Source organism: Streptomyces sp. NBC_00335, from assembly GCF_036127095.1.
Classification (GTDB): Bacteria; Actinomycetota; Actinomycetes; order Streptomycetales; family Streptomycetaceae; genus Streptomyces.
In genome coordinates, this window is the sequence record NZ_CP108006.1 from 2625165 (window position 1) to 2648367 (window position 23203).

At 71.6% G+C, this 23203-nt stretch carries 14 protein-coding genes; 6 read left to right on the forward strand and 8 right to left on the reverse strand.

What is annotated here, in order from left to right:
* Positions 1-7: 7 nt before the first annotated feature.
* The 3 genes from OHA37_RS11510 to gmd all read right to left on the reverse strand — a co-directional run bounded on the left by OHA37_RS11510 (position 8) and on the right by gmd (position 4813).
* Positions 8-691, reverse strand: a complete 684-nt coding sequence (locus OHA37_RS11510; protein WP_266904307.1) for a hypothetical protein — start codon at positions 689-691, stop codon at positions 8-10.
* 79 nt (positions 692-770) lie between these two features.
* Positions 771-3548: a CBM96 family carbohydrate-binding protein gene (locus OHA37_RS11515; RefSeq protein WP_266904309.1), complete on the reverse strand. Its 2778-nt coding sequence runs from the start codon at positions 3546-3548 to the stop codon at positions 771-773.
* A 251-nt stretch (positions 3549-3799) separates the two neighbouring features.
* A complete protein-coding gene (gene gmd, locus OHA37_RS11520; RefSeq protein ID WP_266904311.1) occupies positions 3800-4813 on the reverse strand; it encodes a GDP-mannose 4,6-dehydratase in 1014 nt (337 codons plus the stop codon).
* Positions 4814-5264: 451 nt separating this feature from the next.
* Between gmd and OHA37_RS11525 the strand changes: the two genes are divergently transcribed.
* Positions 5265-6242 carry a GDP-L-fucose synthase family protein gene (locus OHA37_RS11525; protein WP_266904313.1) on the forward strand — a complete coding sequence of 326 codons (978 nt, stop codon included), beginning with the start codon at positions 5265-5267 and terminating at the stop codon, positions 6240-6242.
* A 25-nt stretch (positions 6243-6267) separates the two neighbouring features.
* On the opposite strand, the gene OHA37_RS11530 is transcribed toward OHA37_RS11525, so the two are convergent.
* Positions 6268-7743 carry a sugar transferase gene (locus OHA37_RS11530; protein ID WP_266904315.1) on the reverse strand — a complete coding sequence of 492 codons (1476 nt, stop codon included), beginning with the start codon at positions 7741-7743 and terminating at the stop codon, positions 6268-6270.
* 380 nt (positions 7744-8123) lie between these two features.
* Here OHA37_RS11530 and OHA37_RS11535 point away from each other — a divergent pair, with 380 nt between their 5' ends.
* Complete coding sequence (locus tag OHA37_RS11535; protein ID WP_266904317.1) at positions 8124-10388, forward strand: M4 family metallopeptidase; 2265 nt, start codon at positions 8124-8126, stop codon at positions 10386-10388.
* A 223-nt stretch (positions 10389-10611) separates the two neighbouring features.
* Positions 10612-12072: a nitronate monooxygenase gene (locus tag OHA37_RS11540; protein WP_266904319.1), complete on the forward strand. Its 1461-nt coding sequence runs from the start codon at positions 10612-10614 to the stop codon at positions 12070-12072.
* A gap of 148 nt (positions 12073-12220) precedes the next feature.
* On the opposite strand, the gene OHA37_RS11545 is transcribed toward OHA37_RS11540, so the two are convergent.
* Together OHA37_RS11545 and OHA37_RS11550 are read right to left on the reverse strand one after the other, a co-directional pair.
* Complete coding sequence (locus OHA37_RS11545) at positions 12221-12730, reverse strand: hypothetical protein (RefSeq protein WP_266904321.1); 510 nt, start codon at positions 12728-12730, stop codon at positions 12221-12223.
* A 199-nt stretch (positions 12731-12929) separates the two neighbouring features.
* On the reverse strand, positions 12930-14483 hold the full coding sequence (locus OHA37_RS11550) for an MFS transporter (RefSeq protein ID WP_266904323.1): 1554 nt from the start codon (positions 14481-14483) through the stop codon (positions 12930-12932).
* 179 nt (positions 14484-14662) lie between these two features.
* Here OHA37_RS11550 and OHA37_RS11555 point away from each other — a divergent pair, with 179 nt between their 5' ends.
* A complete protein-coding gene (locus tag OHA37_RS11555; protein WP_266912692.1) occupies positions 14663-15673 on the forward strand; it encodes an Lrp/AsnC family transcriptional regulator in 1011 nt (336 codons plus the stop codon).
* A 26-nt stretch (positions 15674-15699) separates the two neighbouring features.
* Here OHA37_RS11555 and glgP read toward each other — a convergent pair whose 3' ends face one another.
* On the reverse strand, positions 15700-18351 hold the full coding sequence (glgP, locus tag OHA37_RS11560; protein ID WP_266904325.1) for an alpha-glucan family phosphorylase: 2652 nt from the start codon (positions 18349-18351) through the stop codon (positions 15700-15702).
* Between the two features lie 165 nt (positions 18352-18516).
* Positions 18517-19023 (reverse strand): hypothetical protein, encoded by a 507-nt coding sequence (locus OHA37_RS11565; RefSeq protein WP_266904327.1) that lies wholly within the window; start codon positions 19021-19023, stop codon positions 18517-18519.
* Between the two features lie 324 nt (positions 19024-19347).
* Here OHA37_RS11565 and OHA37_RS11570 point away from each other — a divergent pair, with 324 nt between their 5' ends.
* Entirely contained in the window at positions 19348-21342 is a 1995-nt protein-coding gene (locus tag OHA37_RS11570; protein ID WP_266904329.1) for an alpha-1,4-glucan--maltose-1-phosphate maltosyltransferase, read from the forward strand.
* Complete coding sequence (gene treS, locus OHA37_RS11575) at positions 21339-23033, forward strand: maltose alpha-D-glucosyltransferase (protein WP_266904332.1); 1695 nt, start codon at positions 21339-21341, stop codon at positions 23031-23033. Before OHA37_RS11570 ends, treS begins: the two co-directional genes overlap by 4 nt.
* Positions 23034-23203 lie beyond the last annotated feature (170 nt).

Here is a 23203-nt window from a genome sequence, read left to right on the forward strand (position 1 = left end):
CGGGCGCTTACGCCGGGATCCAGGCGTAGCAGCCGTTGGAGACGAACTGGGCCGTGCCCGCCGGGATCTTGGCGGTGATCTTGTCGCCCGGCTTCAGGGGGGCCTGCGGGCCCGAGGCCAGGGCGGCGCCGTCCTTGGACTTGGCCTCCCAGGAGCAGGTCGTGCTCTGGGTCAGCGCGCGGTAGGTGCCCGCCGCCGGGGAAGCCTTCGTACCGTCCGGGAAGCCCTTCGACGCCGCGTCGAGCACCGGCTTCTGCTCCGGGCAGAGGAAGGTGATCGCGTCCTTCGCGCCCGGGATCTCCCCGGCCACGAGGGCGCCGACCGCCGCGTCCTTGTCCCGCTTCGCCGTGCGCTCCACCCGCTGGCAGGCCTCCTGGCCGCCCTGCAGGACGGCCGCCGGGTCCATCTTCTCCGGGACCCTGCCGCTCAGGTACTGCTTCTCGGGTGCGGTGAAGCTGCCCGTCTTCGGGACGAGCTTGGTGTCCGGCAGGACGGGACCCGTCGGCTTCGCGTCCGGCGAGAGCGGCGCCGGGGTGTCCGTGGCGTCGGCCGGGTCGGGGGCCGACGAGGCGGCCGGCGGCTTGGGCGAGGCGGCCGAGGCTTCGGCCTTGCCGTCGCCGCCCGAACTGCAGGCCGTCAGCGTCAGGGCGGCGGCCAGCAGGACAGCGGCCGCCGCGGAGCGTCGGTACATCAGGTGGCTCCCGTACGTATGAGATGTGCGTGCGGGGCCCGGCCGTCGAAACGGCCGGGCCCCGCACTCCGTCGAGCGGTTACTTCGCGCCGAAGGTGAGGGTCAGCTGCGGCTTGGCGTCCACGGCCGTGGACTCAGAGGACCAGAGCCACAGGGCGTCGCCGCCCGTGCTCGTCAGGCCCAGGCTGTAGCTGGATCCCAGCACCGCGGAGAGCGCGGTGGTGTTCAGCGGGACGCTCTGCACCGCCGTCCCCTCGGGCACGCCCGCGAAGGAGCCGAGCGGGGTGGTGCCCAGGGTGGGCTTGGTGTTGAAGGTCGTGCCCGCACCGCTCCAGGTACCGGTGACCGGAACCACGGAGACGGTGTCGATGGTGCCGGCACTCGTCGAGGTGGTGGTCTTGATCTGGAGGGACGCGGACTTCAGCACCGTACCGGCCGGGGCGGCCGGGATGTCGAAGCGCAGGTACGTCTCGTAGGCCGCGGTGCCGCGGACGGCCAGCGAGGTGGACGCGCCGTAGGCGGTGCTGGGGGCGCCCTGGTTGATGTAGGTGTCCTCGGTCGCGGTGACCTTGGAGACGGTGTCGGTGGCGGCCTTCGCCAGGTTGTAGTGGTTCTTGACCTGGGCCTCGGTCAGCACCTTCGGGTAGACGGCCGTCTCGTCGATCTGGCCGGCGAAGAAGTTGCTGGTCGGCCGGGAGGCCCAGCCGGCGAGGTTGTCGCCGCCGACGTGCCAGTAGCCCTCGATCTGCTGGGAGCCGGTGACGTTGAGGGTGCCCTTGGACTGGCCGTCCACGTACAGCGCCATGCCGGCGGGGCCCTGGGTGGCGACGACGTGGTGCCACTTGTTGTCGTTGAACGTGTCGAACAGACCGGTGGAGACGGTCTTCGCCGAGCCCGGGTTGACCCCGAAGAAGATCCGCCCGGTGTTGGTCATGTAGATGTTCTTGTCGTAATTGTTGCTGTTGCGGTCCTGGTTGTTGCCGAACCCGATCAGCTTGCCGCCGCGCGTGGTGTTCGTCTTGAACCAGGTCTCCAGCGTGTAGCTGCTGCCGACCGTCTGGCGGTGGTCGCTGTACACCTGCTGGCTGGTGCCGTTGAAGCCCATGGCCGTGCTGGCGCCGGTGAGCGCTCCGGGGGTCTGGCGCAGCGCCGGGGCGTTGAGCTGGATGCCACTGGTGTTGCCGGAGACCGAGGAGTCGGCCACGTACGGGCTGACCACGTCGTCGTAGCGCCAGTACAGGTTGGCGCCGTCCTCGCGGACCTGGTGGGGGTACGCGGTGACCGAGGTCGGGACCGCGACCGAGACGGTGGCCGACAGGGCGCTGGTGTTGCCCGCCGCGTCGGTGGCCGTGACCCGGTAGCTGTAGGAGGCGCCGGCCTTGACCGTGGCGTCCGTCCAGGAGGCCTGCTGGCGCAGCCACTCCAGGGAGTTCGCGCTGACGGTGGCGATCGGGGTCGCGGAGCCGTTGCGGTAGATGCGGTAGGTCAGCTTGTTGTCGTCCGCGTCGTAGCTGGCGCGCCAGCGGACCTGGACCTCGCCGGGCTTGACGCTGGAGACGCTGGCGACCGGGGTGGTCGGGGCGCCGACGTCGCCGGTGGAGGCGAAGCGGGTCAGTGCCTGCTGGGCCTTGCCGTTGATGAGGGTGAACTCACCGCCGACCCACATGTACTTGGTGGTGTTCTTCTCCGCGACGGCCATCACGCGCGGGCCGATGCCCTCGCCGAGGCCGTCGTTGGCGGTGGGGTGCCAGCCGAGCTTCGCCGGGCTGCGCACGAAGCCGTTCACGGCCGCGGGGGCGTCGAGGCCGCCGTTGCCCCAGTCGGTCAGCTGCGCCAGCAGGAAGTGGCGCTTGCCGTCGGGGAACTGGCCCTCGGAGGTGCAGTTGTGCGCGTGCGAGGAGCTGTAGAGGACTCCGTCGTACGGCAGCACCCACTGGGTCGCGCCCAGGCACTGGTCGCGCCACTTCTCGCTGAAGTCGGGGGCGAGGGCGACGCGGCCGTCGAAGCCGCCCGTGCCCTCGGCGCCGGTGTAGTAGCCCGTGGCGTCGGCCGCGATGGACTTGATGACCGACATCGAGGGGATGGTGCCGTACGTCTTGGCGACGGCGCCGGTGGTGGCGTTGACGACGGCGAGCGCGTGGCTCTGGGAGCCGTTGACGGTGAAGAAGTCACCGCCGAGCAGGATGTTCTTGCCGTCGTTGCTGAGCTGGAGCGCACGGCCGGGCTCGTCGGCGTTGGCGACGAAGGGCTTGACCGCACCGGAGGTGGCGTCGACCGCGGCGAACCGCTCGCGGGGCGCATCCTCGACGGTGCTGAAGTCTCCCGCCGCGTACAGGGTGTCGTCGGAGACGGCGAGCGCGCGCACGGTGGCCGGGAACTTCGGGTCGAAGGAGGCCTTGGGGGCGCAGGTCGCGATGTCGATGGCGGCGACGCTGGAGACCGGGGTTCCGTTGACGGCACCGAAGTAGCCGCCCGCGTAGAGGGTCTTCTTGTCCTTCGAGACGGTGAGCGCGCGCACGGTCGCGCTGCCCTCTCCGACGGTGAAGGAGAGCTTGCAGGAGGTGGGGGCGCCGGTCGCCGCGTCGAGCGCGACGAAGTTGACCGCTTCCTGTTCCGTACCGGCGGCGCCGGCGGGCGGGCGGACGGCGGAGAAGGTGCCGCCCGCGAAGACGGTGCCGTTGGCCTCGGCCATCGCCCAGACGATGCCGTTGGGCTGCCACGTCGGCAGGTCGTCGGCGGTGAAGGCCACCGGCTGCGTGATGGCCGACGCCTCGGGTATCAGCACCAGGCCTATCGCGGTGCCGGCACCGGCCAGTGACAGGGCGAGGGCAGCAGTCAGCCCTCTGGATCTACGCATGAGCCCCCCAGGGCAATCGCCCGGCTTGAATGGCTGGTTCGACAAGTATCAGATCAGCCATATGTACTGGCGCAGACTAGGGCTCACGCGAGGGCCTGGTCACCACGCTCGACCCATTGCTACCAACTTGGAACCAACGGGTCCGGCACGGATGGAGCACTACGGACATACGGCAGTTATGCCCCGGTCACACCCGCCGACAACTGCGCGAACGACCGGGACAGGGCAAATCGTAGGCGAAATATATGGCCTCAGCGGTCGATGCGGACGCTGGCGCCCGCCAGTTGGTCCTCGACCTGCCGGATATCGGAATCCACCATGATCCTGGCCAGTTCGGCCACCAGGACCGTCGGCTTCCAGCCGAGCAGGTCATGGGCCTTGGAGGCGTCGCCGATCAGGGCGTCGACCTCGCTGGGGCGCTCGTACTTGGGGTCGTAGCGCACGTGCTCGTTCCAGTCGAGACCGGCGTGGGTGAAGGAGGCCTCGACGAACTCGCGGACGGTGGCGGCGACGCCGGTGGCCACGACGTAGTCGGTGGGCTCGTCCTGCTGGAGCATCCGCCACATGGCGTCCACGTACTCCGGGGCGTAGCCCCAGTCGCGGACGGCGTCGAGGTTGCCGAGGTAGAGCTTCTCCTGGAGGCCCGCCTTGATCCGGGCGACCGCGCGGGTGATCTTGCGCGTCACGAAGGTCTCGCCGCGGCGCGGGGACTCGTGGTTGAAGAGGATGCCGTTGACGGCGAACATCCCGTACGCCTCGCGGTAGTTCACCGTGGTCCAGTACGCGAACACCTTCGCGGCGCCGTACGGGCTGCGCGGGTGGAACGGGGTGGCCTCGTTCTGCGGGGGCGGGGTGGCGCCGAACATCTCCGAGGAGGAGGCCTGGTAGATGCGGGTGTCCACGCCGCTGGCCCGGATCGCCTCCAGCAGGCGCAGGGCGCCGAGGCCGGTCACGTCGCCGGTGTAGAGCGGGGCGTCGAAGGAGACGCGGACGTGCGACTGGGCGCCGAGGTTGTAGACCTCGTCGGGGCGTATCTCGCGGAGCAGGTTCACCAGGGCCACGCCGTCGGAGAGGTCGGCGTGATGCAGCACGAAGGAACGGTTCGCCGTCTGCGGGTCCTGGTAGATGTGGTCGATCCGCTCCGTGTTGAAGCTGGAGGACCGCCGCACGAGACCGTGCACCGTGTAGCCCTTGGAGAGCAGGAGCTCTGCGAGGTACGAGCCGTCCTGCCCGGTGACGCCGGTGATCAGCGCGGTCTTGCCCATGGGGTCCCCCTGGGGATCGTTGCGGTGCGGTCGTGGCTGCGCCCCGGAGTGCGGGGGCTGCGGTTCGGGGCGGGGCCCCGGGTGTGGCTCGGGGCGCGGCCCCGGATGTGGCCCGGGGTCACGCCTCGTCGTACGGGTCTGCGCGGGCGCGCCCCCAGGGGGCTGGGGACGGGTACCGGATGGGTACCGTACACGTTCCGTCCGGAGCCCCTCCCGCCGGATCGGGCCCCCTCGCCCCCTTGCAGGTCGGTATGTACCGGACTGGCCGGTGCCACCCGAAATCCGCCTGCCCACCGGGACCTCCCGGCGCAGCCGATCCAGCCGTCCGGCGCTTGAGGACCGGGGGCCGGAGCGGGGCGGGGACCGGGCCGGGGCCCGGGGTGTTCAGCACCGGATCGGGGCCGGGGCTCCCCCGTAAAGCCGCGGACAGCGGACTGGCATCATCGGCGGTATGACAAGTTCGCCGTTCCTGCCTCCGAACGCCCGCGTCTTCGTCGCCGGCCACCGCGGCCTCGTGGGGTCCGCGGTCGTCCGCCGGCTCACCGCCGACGGGTACGAGGTGCTCACCCGCGGCCGCGCCGACCTCGATCTGCGCGATGCCGCCGCGACCGCGGCGTACCTGCGGGACGTCCGGCCCGACGCCGTGGTCCTTGCCGCCGCCAAGGTCGGCGGGATCATGGCCAACAGCACGTTCCCGGTGCAGTTCCTGGAGGACAACCTCAAGATCCAGCTGAGCGTCGTCGCCGGGGCGCACGCCGCGGAGGTCGGCCGGCTGCTGTTCCTCGGCTCCTCCTGCATCTACCCCAAGCTGGCCCCGCAGCCCATCAGCGAGGACGCCCTGCTGACCGGCCCGCTGGAGCCGACGAACGAGGCGTACGCCCTGGCGAAGATCGCCGGCATCGTCCAGGTCCAGTCGTACCGCAAGCAGTACGGGGCCTCGTACATCTCCGCCATGCCCACGAACCTCTACGGTCCGGGCGACAACTTCGACCTGGAGTCCTCGCACGTCCTGCCCGCCCTCATCCGCCGCTTCCACGAGGCGACGGCCGAGGGGCGCGAGGAGGTCACGCTGTGGGGATCGGGCACGCCCCGCCGGGAGTTCCTGCACGTGGACGACCTGGCCGCGGCCTGTGCCGTGCTGCTGCGCGAGTACGACGGCGCCGAGCCGGTGAACATCGGCTGCGGCGAGGACCTGACCATCAAGGCCCTCGCGGAGACCGTCGCCGAGGTGACCGGCTTCCGCGGCCGGCTCGCCTGGGACACCTCCAAGCCCGACGGCACGCCCCGCAAGCTGCTGGACGTGACCCGGCTGACCGGGCTCGGCTGGAAGCCCGCGGTCCCGCTGCGCGAGGGCATCGCCTCCACGTACGCCTGGTGGCGCGAGCAGAGCGGTGCGCAGGGCGGCGAGCAGACCCGCGGGCAGAGCTGATCCCAAAGCGAGGTTCCCCGGTGCCTCAGTACGCTCCGCGACCGTCGACCACGGCGCGGAGCGTGCGGCCCATGACGTCGACGTCACTGGTGAACGACCAGTTGTCCACGTACTGCAGGTCGAGCTGGATGGTTTCGTCCCACGAGAGGTCGGAGCGCCCGCTGATCTGCCACAGCCCGGTCATCCCGGGCCGCACCGCGAGCCGGCGCAGTTCGACCTCGTCATACTCGGCCACTTCCTCCGGCAGCGGGGGGCGCGGGCCGACCAGTGACATGTTGCCCGCCACCACGTTGATCAGCTGCGGCAGTTCGTCCATGGACGTGCGGCGCAGCAGCCGGCCCACCCGGGTCACCCGGGGGTCGCGGCGCATCTTGAACATCAGGCCGTCGTTCTCGTTGGCCCCCGACAGCTCGGCCTTGCGCGCGTCGGCGTCCACGACCATCGTGCGGAACTTCCACATGACGAACGGGACCCCGTCGCGGCCTATGCGCCGCTGCCGGTAGAAGGCCGGACCGCGCGAGCCGAAGCGGATCGCCAGGACCATCGCGAGGAAGGCCGGCGACAGCAGGACCAGTCCGATCGCCGCGCCGGCCCGGTCCAGTACCGACTTCAGCATGGGCTGTACGCCCCGGCTCACCGGCGGCGCCACCCGCAGTATGGCCAGGCCGCCCGCGGACAGGGTCTCCAACCGCTTGACGGAGACCTCCACGAGGCCGGGGAAGACGGCCAGGTCGAGCCCGGCGTCGTGCAGGGCCCAGGAGATCCGGCGCAGCCGTTCCCCGGCGAGCCGGGCCCCCGGTGCGACGAGCACCAGGTCGGCGCGGTGGGCGGCGACGGCGCCGAGCACGGCGGTGGAGTCCCCGTTCGGCGTCTGGGCCGTCGTGGAGCCGAGCCGCGCGGCCACGGGCACCCCGTTGTCCATCGAGCCGGGGCCCACCGGGACCACGCCGACCACCACGTACGGGTGGTCGGTGCGCGCGGCGAGGTGCCCGATGACGGACTCCGCGGCATCGGGCTCGCCGACGACCAGCACCCGGCTCACCGCCTGTGCCTCGCGGCGGGCGGCGGAGAGGTGGCGGTACGTCAGCTTGTGGCAGGCGACGGTGACGAGCAGGGCGGGCACGAGCGCGCCCAGGGCGGACAGCCGGGGGGTGTTCTCACCGGTGATCACACGGGCCACGGCGAGTACGCCGATCAGAATCAGCCAGTCGTGTACGACCGGCAGGACTCCCCGGGATTCGCCGAGCGCGCGGCCCGCGTAGCGCCGTCGCATCAGCTGCACGCCGGTCCAGGCCAGGGCCGCGCCGAGGGCGCAGAACAGGGGCCGTGCCTGCTGAGCGGCCTCGAAGACCAGGCCGACGGGGACTCCCGCGCCGATCAGGTCCGCGGCGACCGCTGCGGGCAGGTACCAACGGGCCTTGTCGCCGAGGCCCCGGGCCGGCATCGCCGCTGCCCGGGCCGCTCCGGCCACTCTTTGCACAGGTATATGGACATGCCTCATGGGCCCCCCTGGCACGTGGTCTATGACGGTGGCGCCGGTCCCCGGCTTCCCCAGGCAGTGGACATCAGACGCACCGGGAAACAGTACGACAAACACCCGTACGGTAAATGCCGTTTCCACGAACCGGGCGTCTTGTTGCCCAAGCGTTAGACGCCGGTGGCCCGGATTCCGGCCCTGGGACCCCTCTTTCTCATTCCAAAGTGAATGTTCCGCATACCGGATACGTCTCTTCGGACAACGAACGATTTCCGGCCAACCTTTTGACGCGGCCCTGACATCACGTCGCTCAAGTGGCACTCTTCGACCGTTCTTCGCACCAGCCCGATCTGCCCGGAGGCCCACCCAGCCATCCGGAACCCCCCTTGCAGAAGGAGTCTGCGTTGAGTCCCACCCCCCAGCGGCGTGCCACCACGGCCGGCGCGCTTGTTGCCGCGGCCGCTCTCCTCGCCGTAGGCATCCAGACCGGATCCGCCAACGCCGACGCCACCGCGTCGCAGGTCGGATCGGTCGCCCAGGCCAACCCGGGCGCGGCCAATCTCAAACTCAGCGCTTCGGAGCGTGCGACGCTCCTGGCCGAGGCCAACTCCACCACCGCGCAGGCCGCCAAGGCGCTCAGCCTCGGCAGCGGCGAGAAGCTCGTCGTCCGCGACGTGGTCAAGGACGTGGACGGCACCACCCACACCACCTACGAGCGCACCTACAACGGCATACCGGTGCTCGGCGGTGACCTGACCATCCACGCAAAGGGCGGCGTCACCAAGAGCGTCACCAAGGCCACCAACCACGACCTGAAGGTGGACACCACCGCCACGGTCGCGGTCTCCGCCGCGGAGGGCCAGGCGCTCTCCGCCGCCAAGGCCGAGGGTGCCAAGGACGCCAAGGCCACCAAGGGCGCCCGCAAGGTGATCTGGGCGGCCGAGGGCGCTCCGGTCCTCGCCTTCGAGACCGTCGTCGGCGGCCTGCAGCACGACGGCACGCCCAGCGAGCTGCACGTGGTGACCAACGCCAAGACCGGCGCGAAGATCACCGAGTGGCAGGGCATCGAGACCGGCACCGGCAACACCATGTACAGCGGCCAGGTGACCATCGGGACCGCGCAGTCGGGCAGCAACTACACGCTGACCGACGCCTCGCGCGGCGGCCACAAGACCAACAACCTGAACCGGGCCACCTCCGGCACCGGCACCCTGTTCTCCGGGACGGACGACGTCTGGGGCAACAACCTGCCGGCCAACCTGGAGACGGCCGCCGCCGACGCCCACTACGGCGCGCAGGTGACGTGGGACTACTACAAGAACGTCCACGGCCGCAACGGCCTGCGCAACGACGGGGTCTCCCCGTACAGCCGGGTCCACTACGGCAACAACTACGTGAACGCCTTCTGGGACGACTCCTGCTTCTGCATGACGTACGGCGACGGTGACGGCAATGCCAAGCCGCTCACCTCCACCGACGTGGCAGCGCACGAGATGACGCACGGCCTGACCTCGGTCACCGGCAACATGACGTACAGCGGTGAGCCGGGCGGTCTGAACGAGGCCACCTCCGACATCTTCGCGGCGGCGGTCGAGTTCTACGCCAACAACCCGCAGGACGTCGGCGACTACCTCGTCGGCGAGAAGATCGACATCCGCGGCAACGGCACCCCGCTGCGCTACATGGACAAGCCGAGCAAGGACGGCTCGTCGAAGGACGCGTGGTACTCGGGCATCGGCTCGATCGACGTCCACTACTCCTCGGGCCCGGCCAACCACTGGTACTACCTGGCCTCCGAGGGCTCGGGCGCCAAGGTCGTCAACGGCGTGAGCTACGACTCGCCGACCTCCGACGGCCTGCCGGTCACCGCGATCGGCCGTGACGCCGCGTCCAAGATCTGGTTCCGCGCCCTGACCACCGGTCTGTTCAGGTCGAACACCAACTACGCGGCCGCCCGTACCGCCACCCTGCAGGCCGCTGCCGACCTGTACGGCGCCGGTTCGGCGACGTACACCAACGCCGCTCACGCCTGGGCCGCCATCAACGTCGGCGCCCGCCCCCAGAACGGCGTCTCGGTCACCAGCCCGGGCAACCAGAACACCGTCACGGGCAGCGCCGTCAGCCTGCAGATCCAGGCCACCAGCACCAACCCCGGTGCGCTGACCTACACGGCGACCGGCCTGCCGGCCGGTCTGTCGATCAACTCCTCCAACGGCCTGATCTCCGGTACGGCCTCCACCGCCGGCACGTCCAACGTGACCGTCACGGTGAAGGACTCGGCGAACCAGACCGGGACGGCGGCGTTCACCTGGACGGTCGGCACCACACAGCCGAACGTCTTCGAGAACACCACCGACTACGCGATCGCCGACAACGCGACGGTCGACTCCCCGATCACCGTGAACCGCACGGGCAACGCTCCGACCACCCTCAAGGTGGACCTCAACATCCTCCACACCTACATCGGTGACCTGAAGGTCGACCTCGTCGCCCCCGACGGCACCCTGTACAACCTGCACAACCGCAGTGGCGGCAGTGCGGACAACATCATCAAGGCCGTCACGGTCAACGCCTCCTCCGAGGTGGCCCAGGGCGTCTGGAAGCTGCGTGTCAACGACAACGCGAACCTCGACACCGGCAAGATCGACAGCTGGAAGCTCACCTTCTGACCCCCACCGGGGCCGTGCGTGAACCAGAGCTGAACCGCTAGACCACGGGGCCGCCCGGGAGAAGACCTCCCCGGGCGGCCCTGTTCCATTGGCCCCGGCCACCGGGGTCCACGTACCCCCAGGGCCAGGACCTTCGGCGCCCGCCGGCCGGCCGGGCCGGCGTCATAGTGGAAATCAGCGAACCTACGGAACCGTAGGTTCGGGTGATCCGAGGACGTGACCCATGCCGCAGACCCCCACGACAGCCCCCGCCGCGCAGCACCCCTGGCTGATCCAGGGCGGCATGGGCGTCGGCGTCTCCGGCTGGCGGCTGGCCAAGGCCGTCTCCGGCGAGGGCCAGCTGGGCGTGGTCTCCGGGACGGCCCTGGACGTCGTACTGGCCCGCGTGCTGCAGACCGGCGACCCCGGCGGCCACGCCCGCCGGGCCCTGGCGGCCTTCCCGCTGCCGGAACTGGCCCAGTCCGCCCTCGACCTCTACTTCCGCGAGGAAGGCCTCGCGGACGGCGTGGCGATGCGCACCACCCCGCGACTGCGGGCCACGGGCGGGTCGCAGGCCGAGATCCTCACCGTCCTCGGCAACTTCGTCGAGGTCTGGCTCGCCAAGGAGGGACATGACGGTGTCATCGGCATCAACTACCTGGAGAAGATCCAGCTCGCCACGGCCCCCGCAATGTTCGGCGCGATCCTGGCAGGCGTCGACTACGTGCTCGTGGGCGCGGGAGTCCCCGGTCAGATCCCTGCCCTCGCCTCAAGGCTGGCGCGCTACGAACGCTGCGTGAGCAAGATCCATGTGGAGGGCGACGAGGAGCCCCTGGAGCACCTCTTCGACCCCGCGGCCCTGCTCGCCGGCCACCTGCCCGGCCCGCTGCGCCGCCCCCGCGTGCTGGCCATCGTCTCGCTCCCGGTCCTGGCCACCTACCTGGCCCGGGACGAGATCACCCGCCCCGACGGCTTCGTGATCGAGACCAGCCAGGCCGGCGGCCACAGCGCCCCGCCGCGCGGGCCGATGAAGCTCGACGAGGACGGCGAGCCGGTCTACGGCCCGCGCGACAGCCCCGACCTCGCCAAGATGGCGGCGCTCGGGCTGCCGTTCTGGCTCGCCGGCGGCCAGGCCAGCCCCGAGGCCGTGGCCGGGGCGCTCGCCGAGGGCGCGGCCGGGGTCCAGATCGGCAGCGCGTTCGCCCTGTGCGAGGAGTCGGGGATGGCCCGTCACCTGCGCGAGGAGCTGCTGGGCCGGGCCCACACCGGCACCCTTTCGGTGCGCAACGACCCCGAGGCCTCGCCGACGTCCTTCCCGTTCAAGGTGGCGGACCTGCCGGGGACGGTCTCCGAGCCGGAGGTGTCCGAAGCCCGGCGCCGGGTCTGCGACCTCGGGTTCCTGCGCACCCCCGTACGGGGTCCGCGCGGTCTGGTCTACCGGTGCGCGGCCGAGCCGGTGGCCGCGTACGTCCGCAAGGGCGGCGATGCCGCCGACACCAAGGGCCGCCAGTGCCTGTGCAACGGCCTGCTGGCGACGATCGGACTGGCCCAGCGGCGGCCGCACGGCCGGGTGGAGCCCCCGCTGGTGACGATCGGCAAGGACCTGTCCTTCCTCCCGAAGCTCGCCCCGAACGCCGAGCCCTACACGGCCGCGGACGTGGTGCACTGGCTCGCGGCGGGCGCGGACCGGCCTACGGCCGGCTGAGGAAGCCTGGGAACACGGCGCGAGAAGGGCCCGGCACCCCCGAGCGGGGTGCCGGGCCCTTCCGGCTCGGCGGCCGCGGCGCAGCCGGCGCGGCGGATCAGCTGTCGCCGTGGATCAGCTGTCGCCGTGGATCAGCTGTTGCCATGGATCAGCCGATGGAGCGGAAGACCCGGTCGAGGATGTCCGGCGTGGAGACGTCCGCTCCGGCGGCGCGCCCGCCGATGCTGCGGTCCTCGTCGCCGTCCCAGTCGTCGCGTCCGTCGTGCCGTCCATCGTGGCGGCCGTGGTGGTCCTCTTCGTCGGTCGGCTTGAAGAAGACCGAGCGGACCTCCAGGTCGTCGGCCCGCTCGCCCGGCTCCAGCGTCTCCACGGCGCGGCCGCCGCAGGAGCGGTCCTCGAACAGCACCGCCAGCGAGTCCGTGTCGTTGCGCACCCAGAAGGCCGGGTGGTTCCGGGAGGCGTTCGTCAGCTGGTAGCAGGTGTCGTTGTCGGCGGGCTCGATGCGGCCGTGCCGCGTGTCACCGTCGTCGCTGTACCGGTAGTGCAGCGTGCCGAGGTACTCGCGGTCGTCGTGGTCGTTCGCGTACGACAGCCCGGCGGTCGGCAGGACCAGCGCGAGAGCGCCTACGAGTGCGGTGGCGGTGGTGCGAAGACGCATTGGGGAGTCCGTTCCTCGGGTTCCTCGGGTTCCTCGAATGCCTGGTGCGGTGGGCATCCGCGGGCAGCGTAGGAGCACACGCGCACGCAGAAACGATTCGGCATGGCAGTACGTTCGAAGGTTCACCCTCACGGTCCCCTGGCCGGCGGGGCGGGTGTACGGGCCTTCGCGCGCAGCCCCGTACGCCCGCCCGGGCGGCTCAGACCGCGGCCCGCTCCGCCGGATCGGAGGCCTGACCGGGCACCGGGACCGGGGCCGGCACCGGCACCGGGGCCGCGGCGGCAGGGGCAGTGGTGCCGGCAGCCGGCCGGCGGACCAGCACCACCAGGATCAGCGCCCCCGCGAGGCCCATCGCCCCCGAGGCCCAGAAGGTGTCGCGCAGCCCGTTCGCGAAGGCCGCCTCGACCCACGGCCCGGCCCCCGGGACCGTGTCCAGCAGCCGCGCCGCCCCGCCCCCGGCCAGCGCCGCGGCCGTGCCGTGCGGCTGCCCGGAGCCGGCGAGGCCGTCGGCCAGCCCGGCGTGGAAGACCGCGCCGAGCACCGCGATGCCCAGGGCCATGCCCAGCTGTCGCGCGGTGTTCAGCGCCCCGCCCGCCATGCCCGCCCGGGCCGGGGGCACCGCCCCCATCGCGGCGGCGGCCAGCGCCGGGGAGATCAGTCCGACGCCCAGGCCGGTGACGGCCAGGCCCGGGACCAGCGCCGTCCAGCCGTCGCCCGCGTCCAGCATCCAGCCCTGGAGCAGCGCCCCGGCCGCGATGAGGAACAGCCCGCCGCCGATGGTGATCCGGGGAGAGGCCCCGTGCAGGAGCTTGCCGGAGGCCGCGGAGACGGGGAAGGCGGCCAGGCTCATCGGCAGCAGGGCCAGTCCCGCGCCGACCGGGCCCATGCCCTCGGCGCTCTGGAGCCACAGGGAGACGTACATCAGGTACCCGAAGGCGGCGCCGGACATCAGCAGCGAGGCGGTCATCACGGCGGCGAAGACCGGGCTGCGGAAGAGCGAGAGGTCCAGCATCGGCCGGGAGCCGCGCAGTTCGACGAGGACGAAGGCGGCGAAGGAGGCCGCACCCAGGGCGAACAGGCCGAGGGTGCCGGCGGAGGTCCAGCCGCTCTCGCCGCCGCGGATCAGGGCGTAGGTGACGGCCGCGGCGCCGGCGGTGAAGGTGGCCATCCCGGGCAGGTCCAGGCCCTTGGCGTGCGGATCGCGGGATTCGGTGACGGCCTTGAGGGTGACGTACACGGCGAGGGCGCAGACCGGGAGGTTGACGAAGAAGATCCAGCGCCAGCCGAACTGCTCGGTGAGCAGCCCGCCGAGGATCGGACCGGCCGCGGCGGCCGCTCCGTTGACGGCGCCCCAGACGCCGAAGGCGACGCCCCGGTCGCGGCCCTGGTAGGCGGAGGAGAGCAGGGCCATGGTGGTGGCGAACATCGCGGCGCCGCCGATGCCCTGGACGGCGCGGAAGGCGATGAGCGCGGCCGGGCCCTGGGCCAGTCCGCAGGCGAGGGAGGCGACGGCGAAGAGCGCGAGCCCCCCGAGGTAGACGCGGCGCCGGCCGATCCGGTCGGCGAGCGATCCGGCGCCGAGCAGCAGGGCGGCCAGGGCGAGGGCGTAGACGTCCATGACCCACTGGAGGCCGGAGAAGCCCGTGCTCATGTCGGCGGCCATGTCGGGCAGGGCGACGGTCACGATCGTGACGTCGACCAGGAGCATGAAGGCTCCGAGACACACCGCCGTCAACGGCAGCCATTTGCGCATGGGGGTACTCCTGGGATGTCCGAAGGCAGGGGTGGTGCGGAACCGGGCGGGGGGACCGGGGGCCGCCGGGGTCCGGCGGGGCGCGGCTTCCGCCTCCCACAAGGTTCCAGCCCACCGCGGCCCACCCCCACCCAGCACCCCCTTGCCGGCGGATTTCACCCACAGCCGGGTCTGTGATGATGGAAACCGTGAACGAATCGGAGCTGGATCCGCTCGACCGGTCCCTGGTCCAGGCCCTCACCATCGACGGCCGGGCCCCCTTCAGCCGGCTGGCCGAGGTGCTGGAGGTCTCCGACCAGACCGTCGTACGGCGCTACCGGCGGCTGCGGACCTCCGGGCTGATCCGGGTCGTCGGGCTGCCGCTGGGCAGCCGGGTCGGGCTGTTCGAGTCCTGGCTCCGGGTGCAGTGCGCCCCCGACGCCGCGCTCCCGGTGGCCGAGGCGCTCGCCCGCCGCCCGGACATCGCGTGGGTGACCCTGGGCTCGGGCGGTACCGAGATCCATTGCATGACCCGGGCCCGCACCCGCCAGGACCGGGACGCCCTGCTGCTGGAGAAGCTGCCGCGGACCCGCAGGGTGACCGCGGTGAGCGCCCACACCATCCTGCGGAAGTTCTTCGGCGGGCCCGACGCCTGGGTGGGCCTGGACGTACTGCGCCCCGACCAGACCGCGGCCCTGGAACGGCCCGCCGTGGAACCGGGTCCGCAGCGGTACGCGCTCGACGAGGCGGAGCTGGCCCTGCTCGCGGTGCTGGGCCGGGACGGCCGCGCCGGGTACCCGGAACTGGCGCGTGCCGGCGGTCTGTCGGAGTCCACCGCGCGGCGCAGGCTGGAGCGGCTCCGCGAGGTGGGGGCGGTCTTCTTCGACGTGGAGTTCGTCCCGGCGCTCTTCGGCTACGAGGCGGAGGCGACGATCGTGCTGACCGTTCCGCCCGCCCGGCTGGCGCAGGTGGGGGCGGCGCTGGCGGGCCACCGCGAGGTGGCCTTCGCGGCGGCGGTGACCGGGGCCGCCTCGCTGATGGCGGTGGTGGTGTGCCGGGACACGGACGCGCTGTACACGTACCTGACCGAGCGGATCGGCGCGGTGGACGGGGTGGGGCAGGTGGAGGTGATCCCGGCCCTGCGCAGCATCAAGCGGGCCGGGATGCTGGTGGAGGACGGGCGGCTGGTGGACCCGCCGCCCGCCCCCTGAGCTCTGGCCCCGAACGGCCGGGGCCGTCAGCGCAGCACGACGCCGCTTCCCGCGTCCGGGTCCGTGCCGGTGCCCGTGGCGGGGCCCGCGACCAGGCCCAGTTCGGCCGGGGTCGCCAGCAGCGGGTGCGCCGGCATGATCCGTACGGTGTAGCCGAAGGGTCCCGTACGGTCGAGGGCGAGCGGGCCCTCGTACAGCCAGCGGCCCTCCAGGTCGGGTCCGCCGGCGGGCTTGAGCGGGAAGGCCCGCCCGCCCTGGATCACGTCCTGCGCGTCGACCCGGCCCGCGACGGCCTGTACCTCCACGTCCTCGGGGGCCAGGGCGTCGAGGGAGACCTGCACGCGCAGGGTGAGGGTGGCCCCGAGTTCGGCGGTGCCGCCGACCGGGCCCGCGGTCAGGGCCTCCACGTGCTCGACGGTGACCTGCGGCCAGGCCGCGCGGACCCGCCCCTTCCACCAGGCGAGGTCCCGCGCCGGGTCCGCGGTCAGGGCGCGGTGGGAGAGCGCGGCCGGTGCGTAGAGCCGCTCCACGTACTCCCGCACCATGCGCCCCGCGAGCACCTTGGGCCCCAGGGAGACGAGGGTGCGACGGACCATCTCGATCCACCGCACCGGGAGTCCGGCCTGTCCGGCCCGGTCGTAGAACCGGGGTGCGACCCGGCCCTCGATCAGGTCGTAGAGGGCGTTCGCCTCCAGGTCGTCGCGGCGGTCCTCGTCCGCGCCGAGTCCGTCGGCGGTCGGGATGGCCCAGCCGAAGTCCGGCTCGAACCATTCGTCCCACCAGCCGTCCAGGACGGACAGGTTGAGGCAGCCGTTGAGCGCCGCCTTCATCCCGCTGGTGCCGCAGGCCTCCAGCGGGCGCAGCGGGTTGTTCAGCCAGACGTCGCAGCCCGGGTAGAGCTTCTGGGCCATGGCCATGCCGTAGTCGGGCAGGAACACGATCCGGTGGCGCACGCGGGGGTCGTCCGCGAACCTCACCAGTTCCTGGACGAGCCGCTTCCCGCCGTCGTCGGCCGGGTGCGCCTTGCCCGCGACCACGATCTGCACGGGCCGGTCGGGGTCCAGCAGCAGGCGGCGCAGCCGGTCGGGGTCGCGCAGCATCAGCGTGAGCCGCTTGTAGGACGGCACCCGGCGGGCGAACCCGATGGTCAGCACGTCGGGGTCGAGTACGGAGTCCACCCAGCCGAGCTCGGCGGCGGCGGCCCCGCGCTGGCGCCAGGAGGCGCGCAGGCGGTCCCGTACCTCTTGGACGAGCTGTTCCCGGAGCACCCGGCGCAGGTCCCAGACGTCCTGGTCGGGGATGTCGGCGACGGCGTCCCAGCGCTGCGAGCCGCCGACGGAGAGCGCGTCCTCGGTGCGGCCGGCGCCGATCTGCTTGGCGCCGAGCTTGACGACCTCGGGCGCCACCCAGGTCGGGGCGTGCACGCCGTTGGTCACCGAGGTGATGGGCACGTCGGCGGGGTCGAAGCCCGGCCACAGCCCGGCGAACATCTCGCGGCTGACGGCGCCGTGCAGGGTGGAGACCCCGTTGGCCCGCTGGGCGAGGCGCAGGCCCATCACCGCCATGTTGAACACCCCCGGGTCGCCGCCGGGGTAGGTCTCGGCGCCGAGGGCCAGGATCCGGTCGACGGGTACGCCGGCCAGTTCGCCGCCCTCGCCGAAGTGGCGGGCGACCAGGGCCCGGTCGAAGCGGTCGATGCCGGCGGGGACGGGGGTGTGCGTGGTGAACACGGTGCCGGCCCGGACGGCTTCGACGGCGGCGTCGAAGCCGAGTCCCTGCGCTCCCTCCAGTTCCCTTATGCGCTCCAGTCCCAGGAACCCGGCGTGGCCCTCGTTGGTGTGGAAGACCTCGGGGTCGGGATGGCCGGTGATCCGGCAGTAGGCGCGCACCGCCCGGACCCCGCCGATGCCGAGGAGCATCTCCTGGAGCAGCCGGTGGTCGCTGCCGCCGCCGTAGAGCCGGTCGGTCACCTCGCGGGCCACGGCGTCGTTCTCCTCGACGTCGGAGTCGAGGAGCAGCAGCGGCACCCGGCCGACGCGGGCCTGCCAGACGTGTGCGTGCAGGGCCCGGCCGCCGGGGAGGCTCAGGGACACCCGGGCGGGGGTCCCGTCCTCCTCGCGCACCAGCGCGAGGGGCAGTTCGTTGGGGTCGAGCACCGGGTAGTGCTCCTGCTGCCAGCCGTCCCGGGAGAGGGACTGGCGGAAGTAGCCGTGCCGGTAGAGGAGTCCGACGCCGATGAGGGGGACGCCGAGGTCGCTGGCGGCCTTGAGGTGGTCCCCGGCGAGGATGCCGAGCCCGCCGGAGTACTGGGGCAGGGCGGCGGTGATCCCGAACTCGGGCGAGAAGTAGGCGATGCCGGCGGGCAGGTCTGCGGCGGCCTCGTGGCTCTGGTACCACCTCCCGCCGTGGACGTAGTCATCGAGGTCGGCGGCGGCGACGGCGAGCCGCCTCAGGAACCGCCGGTCCCCGGCGAGCTCGGCGATCCGCGCGGCGGACACGGCGCCGAGCAGCCGGACGGGATCCCCGCCGGCGGCTTGCCAGCCCTCGGGATCGACGGATTGGAAGAGTTCACGGGTCTCGGCGTGCCAGGACCAGCGCAGGTTGCGCGCGAGGTCGGCGAGCGGCGAGAGGGTCTCGGGGAGGACGGGGCGCACGGTGAATCGACGGATAGCCTTCACGCGTTCCACCTTCGCAGGGGATTACGGATCGGAGCGGCCGCACCACGCTGTGCACCGCGAGCGTCACCCTCGGAAGGCTAGCGCCCTCCCCTTCCCCCGACCATGGCGCCTCCAGCGGGCCTCCACCGACTGCGCGCACCTCCGGAGCCGTTGGCACCCCCGGGGTCACGCGGAGCCCGGCCCCGCGTCCACGTTCCATTGCGGCGGGAGTTCGCCGTCGCAGAAGACGCACACGAACCAGTCGTCGCGGACCACGTTGCACGCGCCGCAGGAGGTGCACCGGCGGAAGACCACGGCGTGGGTGAAGGCCGCCGGGTGGCGGATGCCCGCCCGGTCCAGGGCCGCGGCGACGGCCGGCCAGGCCGTCAGGTCGGGGCAGTAGCCGGTGGACAGGTTGCTCACCTCCACGGCGCTCCAGCCGGTCGCCGGATCCCGCGCGAAGCTGATCTCGCCCGCCGCCCGGACGGGGGCGCCGCCCGCGCACGCGACGTGCTCGCTGCGGCGCGGGGCGATCCGCAGCAGGCCCGGGGCGTCCACCACGTAGGTGTGCGGCTCGCCCGGGTCGCCCTCCAGGTCCGCCGCCGTGCGGACGGCCCGCCCGCGCGCTTCGGGCCGTACGGTCTCGGCCAGTTCGGGCGGGCCCGTGTAGCGGAAGAGCGGAGAGGTTGACATCCGTTAGTCCTATCCGAGTTGACGGAGCATCGGCAGGTGTCGGGCCGCGGCGGCCGGGCAGGCGTTCCACTACATACGAGTAGTTAACCGAACACCCGGGTTGGGCCGGGCAGGAGTGGGAAGGGCTCCTCGGGTACAGCGCACGGCGCACCCCGGAACCGCCTCCCCGCCACCCGAGTGAACGCGGACAGGAGCGGCCATGCCCGCAGCCCAGCCGTCTTCCGAGCGGCTAGAAACAGAGCGAACAGAGCGTGCACTACCAGCTGCCTTGCCGGCTGGCCTGTTGTCACCGAGCCCTGCGAACTGCCCCCAGGTGATCCCATCATGATCGGTCGCATTCCCGTGCTGGACGTCCGCCCCGCCGTCGACTGCGGCGTCAGACCCGCCAAGGCGGTCGTGGACGAGGTCTTCGAGATTTCCGCCACCGTGTTCCGCGAGGGGCACGACGCCGTGGCGGCCCATGTCGTGCTCCGAGATCCGAGCGGGCGGCTGCGGCCCCCCGTGCCCCTGTCCGAGCTCGCTCCCGGCACCGACCGGTGGGGGGCGCGGGTGTCCGCCGAGGTCGAGGGGAAGTGGACCTACACCGTCGAGGCGTGGAGCGACCCGGTGGGCACCTGGCGGGCCCACGCGGCGGTGAAGATCCCGGCCGGGATCGACACCGGGCTCACCCTCCTGGAGGGCGCCGAGCTCTACGAGCGGGCCGCCGCCAAGATCCCCAAGCGGGACGGCCGCGAGCACGTGCTGGCCGCCGCCGACGTGATGCGCGACGAGGACCGGCCCGTCGCCGAGCGGTACGCCGCCGCCCTCGGCCCGCGGATCGACGCGCTGCTCGCGAAGCGCCCGCTCCGGGAGCTGGTGACGGCCTCCAAGCCGCTGCCGCTGCTGATCGAGCGCAAGCGGGCCCTCTTCGGGTCCTGGTACGAGATGTTCCCCCGGTCGGAGGGGGCGGTGCTGGAGCCCGGCGGGGCTCCCGTCAGCGGAACCTTCCGCACCGCCGCGGAGCGGCTGCCGGCGGTCGCCGCGATGGGCTTCGACGTGGTGTACCTGCCGCCCATCCACCCGATCGGGAGCACCTACCGCAAGGGCCCGAACAACACGCTGTCCGCCGGGAGTTGGGATCCGGGCGTGCCCTGGGCCATCGGCTCCACCGAGGGCGGCCACGACGCGGTCCACCCGGAGCTCGGCACCCTGGAGGACTTCGACGCCTTCGTCGCCAAGGCCCGCGAGCTGCGCATCGAGGTGGCGCTCGACTTCGCCCTGCAGTGCTCCCCGGACCACCCGTGGGTGGAGAAGCACCCGGAGTGGTTCCGCCACCGCGCCGACGGGACGATCGCGTACGCGGAGAACCCGCCGAAGAAGTACCAGGACATCGTCCCCATCCACTTCGACTCCGACATGGCCGGCATCGTCGAGGAGACGGTGCGGATCCTGCGGCACTGGATGGAGCACGGCGTCCGGATCTTCCGGGTCGACAACCCGCACACCAAGCCGGTGGTCTTCTGGCAGAAGGTGATCGCGGATATCAACAAGTCCGACCCCGACGTGATCTTCCTCGCCGAGGCCTTCACCCGCCCGGCGATGATGCGGGCGCTGGCCGCCGTCGGCTTCCAGCAGTCCTACACGTACTTCACCTGGCGCAACACCAAGGCCGAGCTGACCGAGTACGTGACCGAGCTCGCGGACACCGCCTCCGCCTCCGTCATGCGGCCGAATTTCTTCGTCAACACCCCCGACATCCTGCACGCATACCTTCAGCACGGCGGCCGCCCCGCCTTCGAGATCCGCGCCGTCCTCGCCGCCACGCTCTCCCCCACCTGGGGGGTCTACGCCGGCTACGAGCTCTGCGAGAACACCCCGGTCAAGGAGGGCAGCGAGGAGTACCTGAACTCCGAGAAGTACGAGCTGCGCCCGCGCGACTGGGCCGCCGCCGACCGCGAGGGCCGCTCCATCGCCCCGCTGATCACCTCCCTGAACCGGCTGCGCCGCCGCAACCCGGCGCTCCAGCAGCTGCGCGACATCCATTTCCACCCGACCGACAACGAACAGGTGATCGCCTATTCGAAGCACGCGGGGAGCAATTCCGTACTGGTGGTCGTCAACCTCGATCCGCACCACACCCAGGAGGCGACGGTCTCGTTGGACATGCCGGTACTCGGCCTCGACTGGCACGGGTCCCTCGCGGTGCGCGACGAGCTCACCGGCGAGACCTATCACTGGGGCAGGGCCAACTACGTGCGCCTGGAACCGGGCCGCACGCCCGCGCACGTTCTGGCGGCTCTGCGACCGTCCCCGCCCACCGGAGGGTCACCCATCTCATGATGATCAACGATCCCGTCCCCGACACCTTCGAGGACACCCCCGCCAAGGACCGCGATCCCGACTGGTTCAAGCGGGCGGTCTTCTACGAGGTCCTCGTACGGTCCTTCCACGACAGCAACGGCGACGGCGTGGGTGACCTCAAGGGGCTCACCGCCAAACTGGACTACCTCCAGTGGCTCGGCGTCGACTGCCTGTGGCTCCCGCCGTTCTTCGCCTCCCCCCTGCGCGACGGGGGCTACGACGTCGCCGACTACACCTCAGTGCTGCCCGAATTCGGCGACCTCGCCGACTTCGTGGAGTTCGTGGACGCGGCGCACACCCGCGGCATGCGGGTGATCATCGACTTCGTGATGAACCACACGAGCGATCAGCACGAGTGGTTCCAGCAGTCCCGCAAGGACCCGGACGGGCCCTACGGCGACTACTACATGTGGGCCGACAACGACAAGCAGTTCCAGGACGCCCGCATCATCTTCGTCGACACCGAGACGTCGAACTGGACGTACGACCCGGTCCGCAAGCAGTACTACTGGCACCGGTTCTTCTCCCACCAGCCGGACCTCAACTACGAGAACCCGGCCGTGGTCGAGGAGATCGTCTCCGCGCTGCGCTTCTGGCTCGACCTCGGCATCGACGGCTTCCGCCTCGACGCCGTGCCCTACCTGTACGCCGAGGAGGGCACCAACTGCGAGAACCTGCCGCGCACGCACACCCTCCTCAAGGCGGTCCGCGCCGAGATCGACGCGCACTACCCGGACACGGTGCTGCTCGCCGAGGCCAACCAGTGGCCCGAGGACGTCGTCGACTACTTCGGGGACTTCCAGAAGGGCGGGGACGAGTGCCACATGGCCTTCCACTTCCCCGTCATGCCGCGCATCTTCATGGCGGTGCGAAGAGAGTCCCGCTACCCCGTCTCCGAAATCCTGGCGAAGACCCCGGCGATCCCGGACCGCTGCCAGTGGGGCATCTTCCTGCGCAACCACGACGAGCTCACGCTCGAAATGGTCACGGACGAAGAGCGCGACTACATGTACGCCGAGTACGCCAAGGACCCGCGGATGCGGGCCAACATCGGCATCCGGCGCCGGCTCGCCCCCCTGCTGGACAACGACCGCAACCAGATGGAGCTGTTCACCGCCCTGCTGCTGTCGCTGCCCGGTTCGCCGGTGCTGTACTACGGCGACGAGATCGGCATGGGCGACAACATCTGGCTCGGCGACCGCGACGGCGTGCGCACGCCGATGCAGTGGACCCCGGACCGCAACGCCGGTTTCTCCTCGTGCGATCCGGGCAGGCTGAACCTGCCGGTCATCATGGACCCGGTCCACGGGTACCAGGTGACCAATGTCGAAGCGGCGATGGCATCACCGTCTTCGCTGCTGCACTGGACCCGCCGGATGATCGAGGTCCGCAAGGCCAACCCGGCCTTCGGACTCGGCTCGTACACCGAACTGCCGTCGACCAACCCGGCGGTGCTGGCCTTCCTCCGTGAGTACGGGGACGACCTGGTGCTGTGCGTGCACAACTTCTCGCGCTTCGCGCAGCCCACCGAGCTGGACCTGCGGTCGTTCAACGGGCGGGTCCCGGTGGAACTCACCGGCGACGTCCGCTTCCCGCCGATCGGCGAATGGCCGTACCTGCTGACCCTGGCGGGCCACGGCTTCTACTGGTTCCGCCTGCGCTCGGAGTGAAGACCCGCTCGCGGTGACGACGCACGAGGTGCACGAGGGCGGGCGAATGGGTCAATCGCCCGCCCCTGTACGGACCTTTCTGACCCGACACTCGCTCACACCGGAGAAGCAATCAGCACGATCCGGGACACTCTGCGCATTCTTGACGGCCCGGGGAAAGGACGCGACGC

What these genes read in the sequence shown, in the direction of transcription:
- OHA37_RS11510 (WP_266904307.1), bottom strand. Translation starts at nt 691, where the DNA reads ATGTACCGACGCTCCGCGGCGGCCGCTGTCCTGCTGGCCGCCGCCCTG.
- OHA37_RS11515 (WP_266904309.1), bottom strand. Translation starts at nt 3,548, where the DNA reads ATGCGTAGATCCAGAGGGCTGACTGCTGCCCTCGCCCTGTCACTGGCC.
- gmd (WP_266904311.1), bottom strand. Translation starts at nt 4,813, where the DNA reads ATGGGCAAGACCGCGCTGATCACCGGCGTCACCGGGCAGGACGGCTCG.
- OHA37_RS11525 (WP_266904313.1), top strand. Translation starts at nt 5,265, where the DNA reads ATGACAAGTTCGCCGTTCCTGCCTCCGAACGCCCGCGTCTTCGTCGCC.
- OHA37_RS11530 (WP_266904315.1), bottom strand. Translation starts at nt 7,743, where the DNA reads ATGAGGCATGTCCATATACCTGTGCAAAGAGTGGCCGGAGCGGCCCGG.
- OHA37_RS11540 (WP_266904319.1), top strand. Translation starts at nt 10,612, where the DNA reads ATGCCGCAGACCCCCACGACAGCCCCCGCCGCGCAGCACCCCTGGCTG.
- OHA37_RS11545 (WP_266904321.1), bottom strand. Translation starts at nt 12,730, where the DNA reads ATGCGTCTTCGCACCACCGCCACCGCACTCGTAGGCGCTCTCGCGCTG.
- OHA37_RS11550 (WP_266904323.1), bottom strand. Translation starts at nt 14,483, where the DNA reads ATGCGCAAATGGCTGCCGTTGACGGCGGTGTGTCTCGGAGCCTTCATG.
- OHA37_RS11555 (WP_266912692.1), top strand. Translation starts at nt 14,663, where the DNA reads ATGGAAACCGTGAACGAATCGGAGCTGGATCCGCTCGACCGGTCCCTG.
- OHA37_RS11565 (WP_266904327.1), bottom strand. Translation starts at nt 19,023, where the DNA reads ATGTCAACCTCTCCGCTCTTCCGCTACACGGGCCCGCCCGAACTGGCC.
- OHA37_RS11570 (WP_266904329.1), top strand. Translation starts at nt 19,348, where the DNA reads ATGATCGGTCGCATTCCCGTGCTGGACGTCCGCCCCGCCGTCGACTGC.
- treS (WP_266904332.1), top strand. Translation starts at nt 21,339, where the DNA reads ATGATGATCAACGATCCCGTCCCCGACACCTTCGAGGACACCCCCGCC.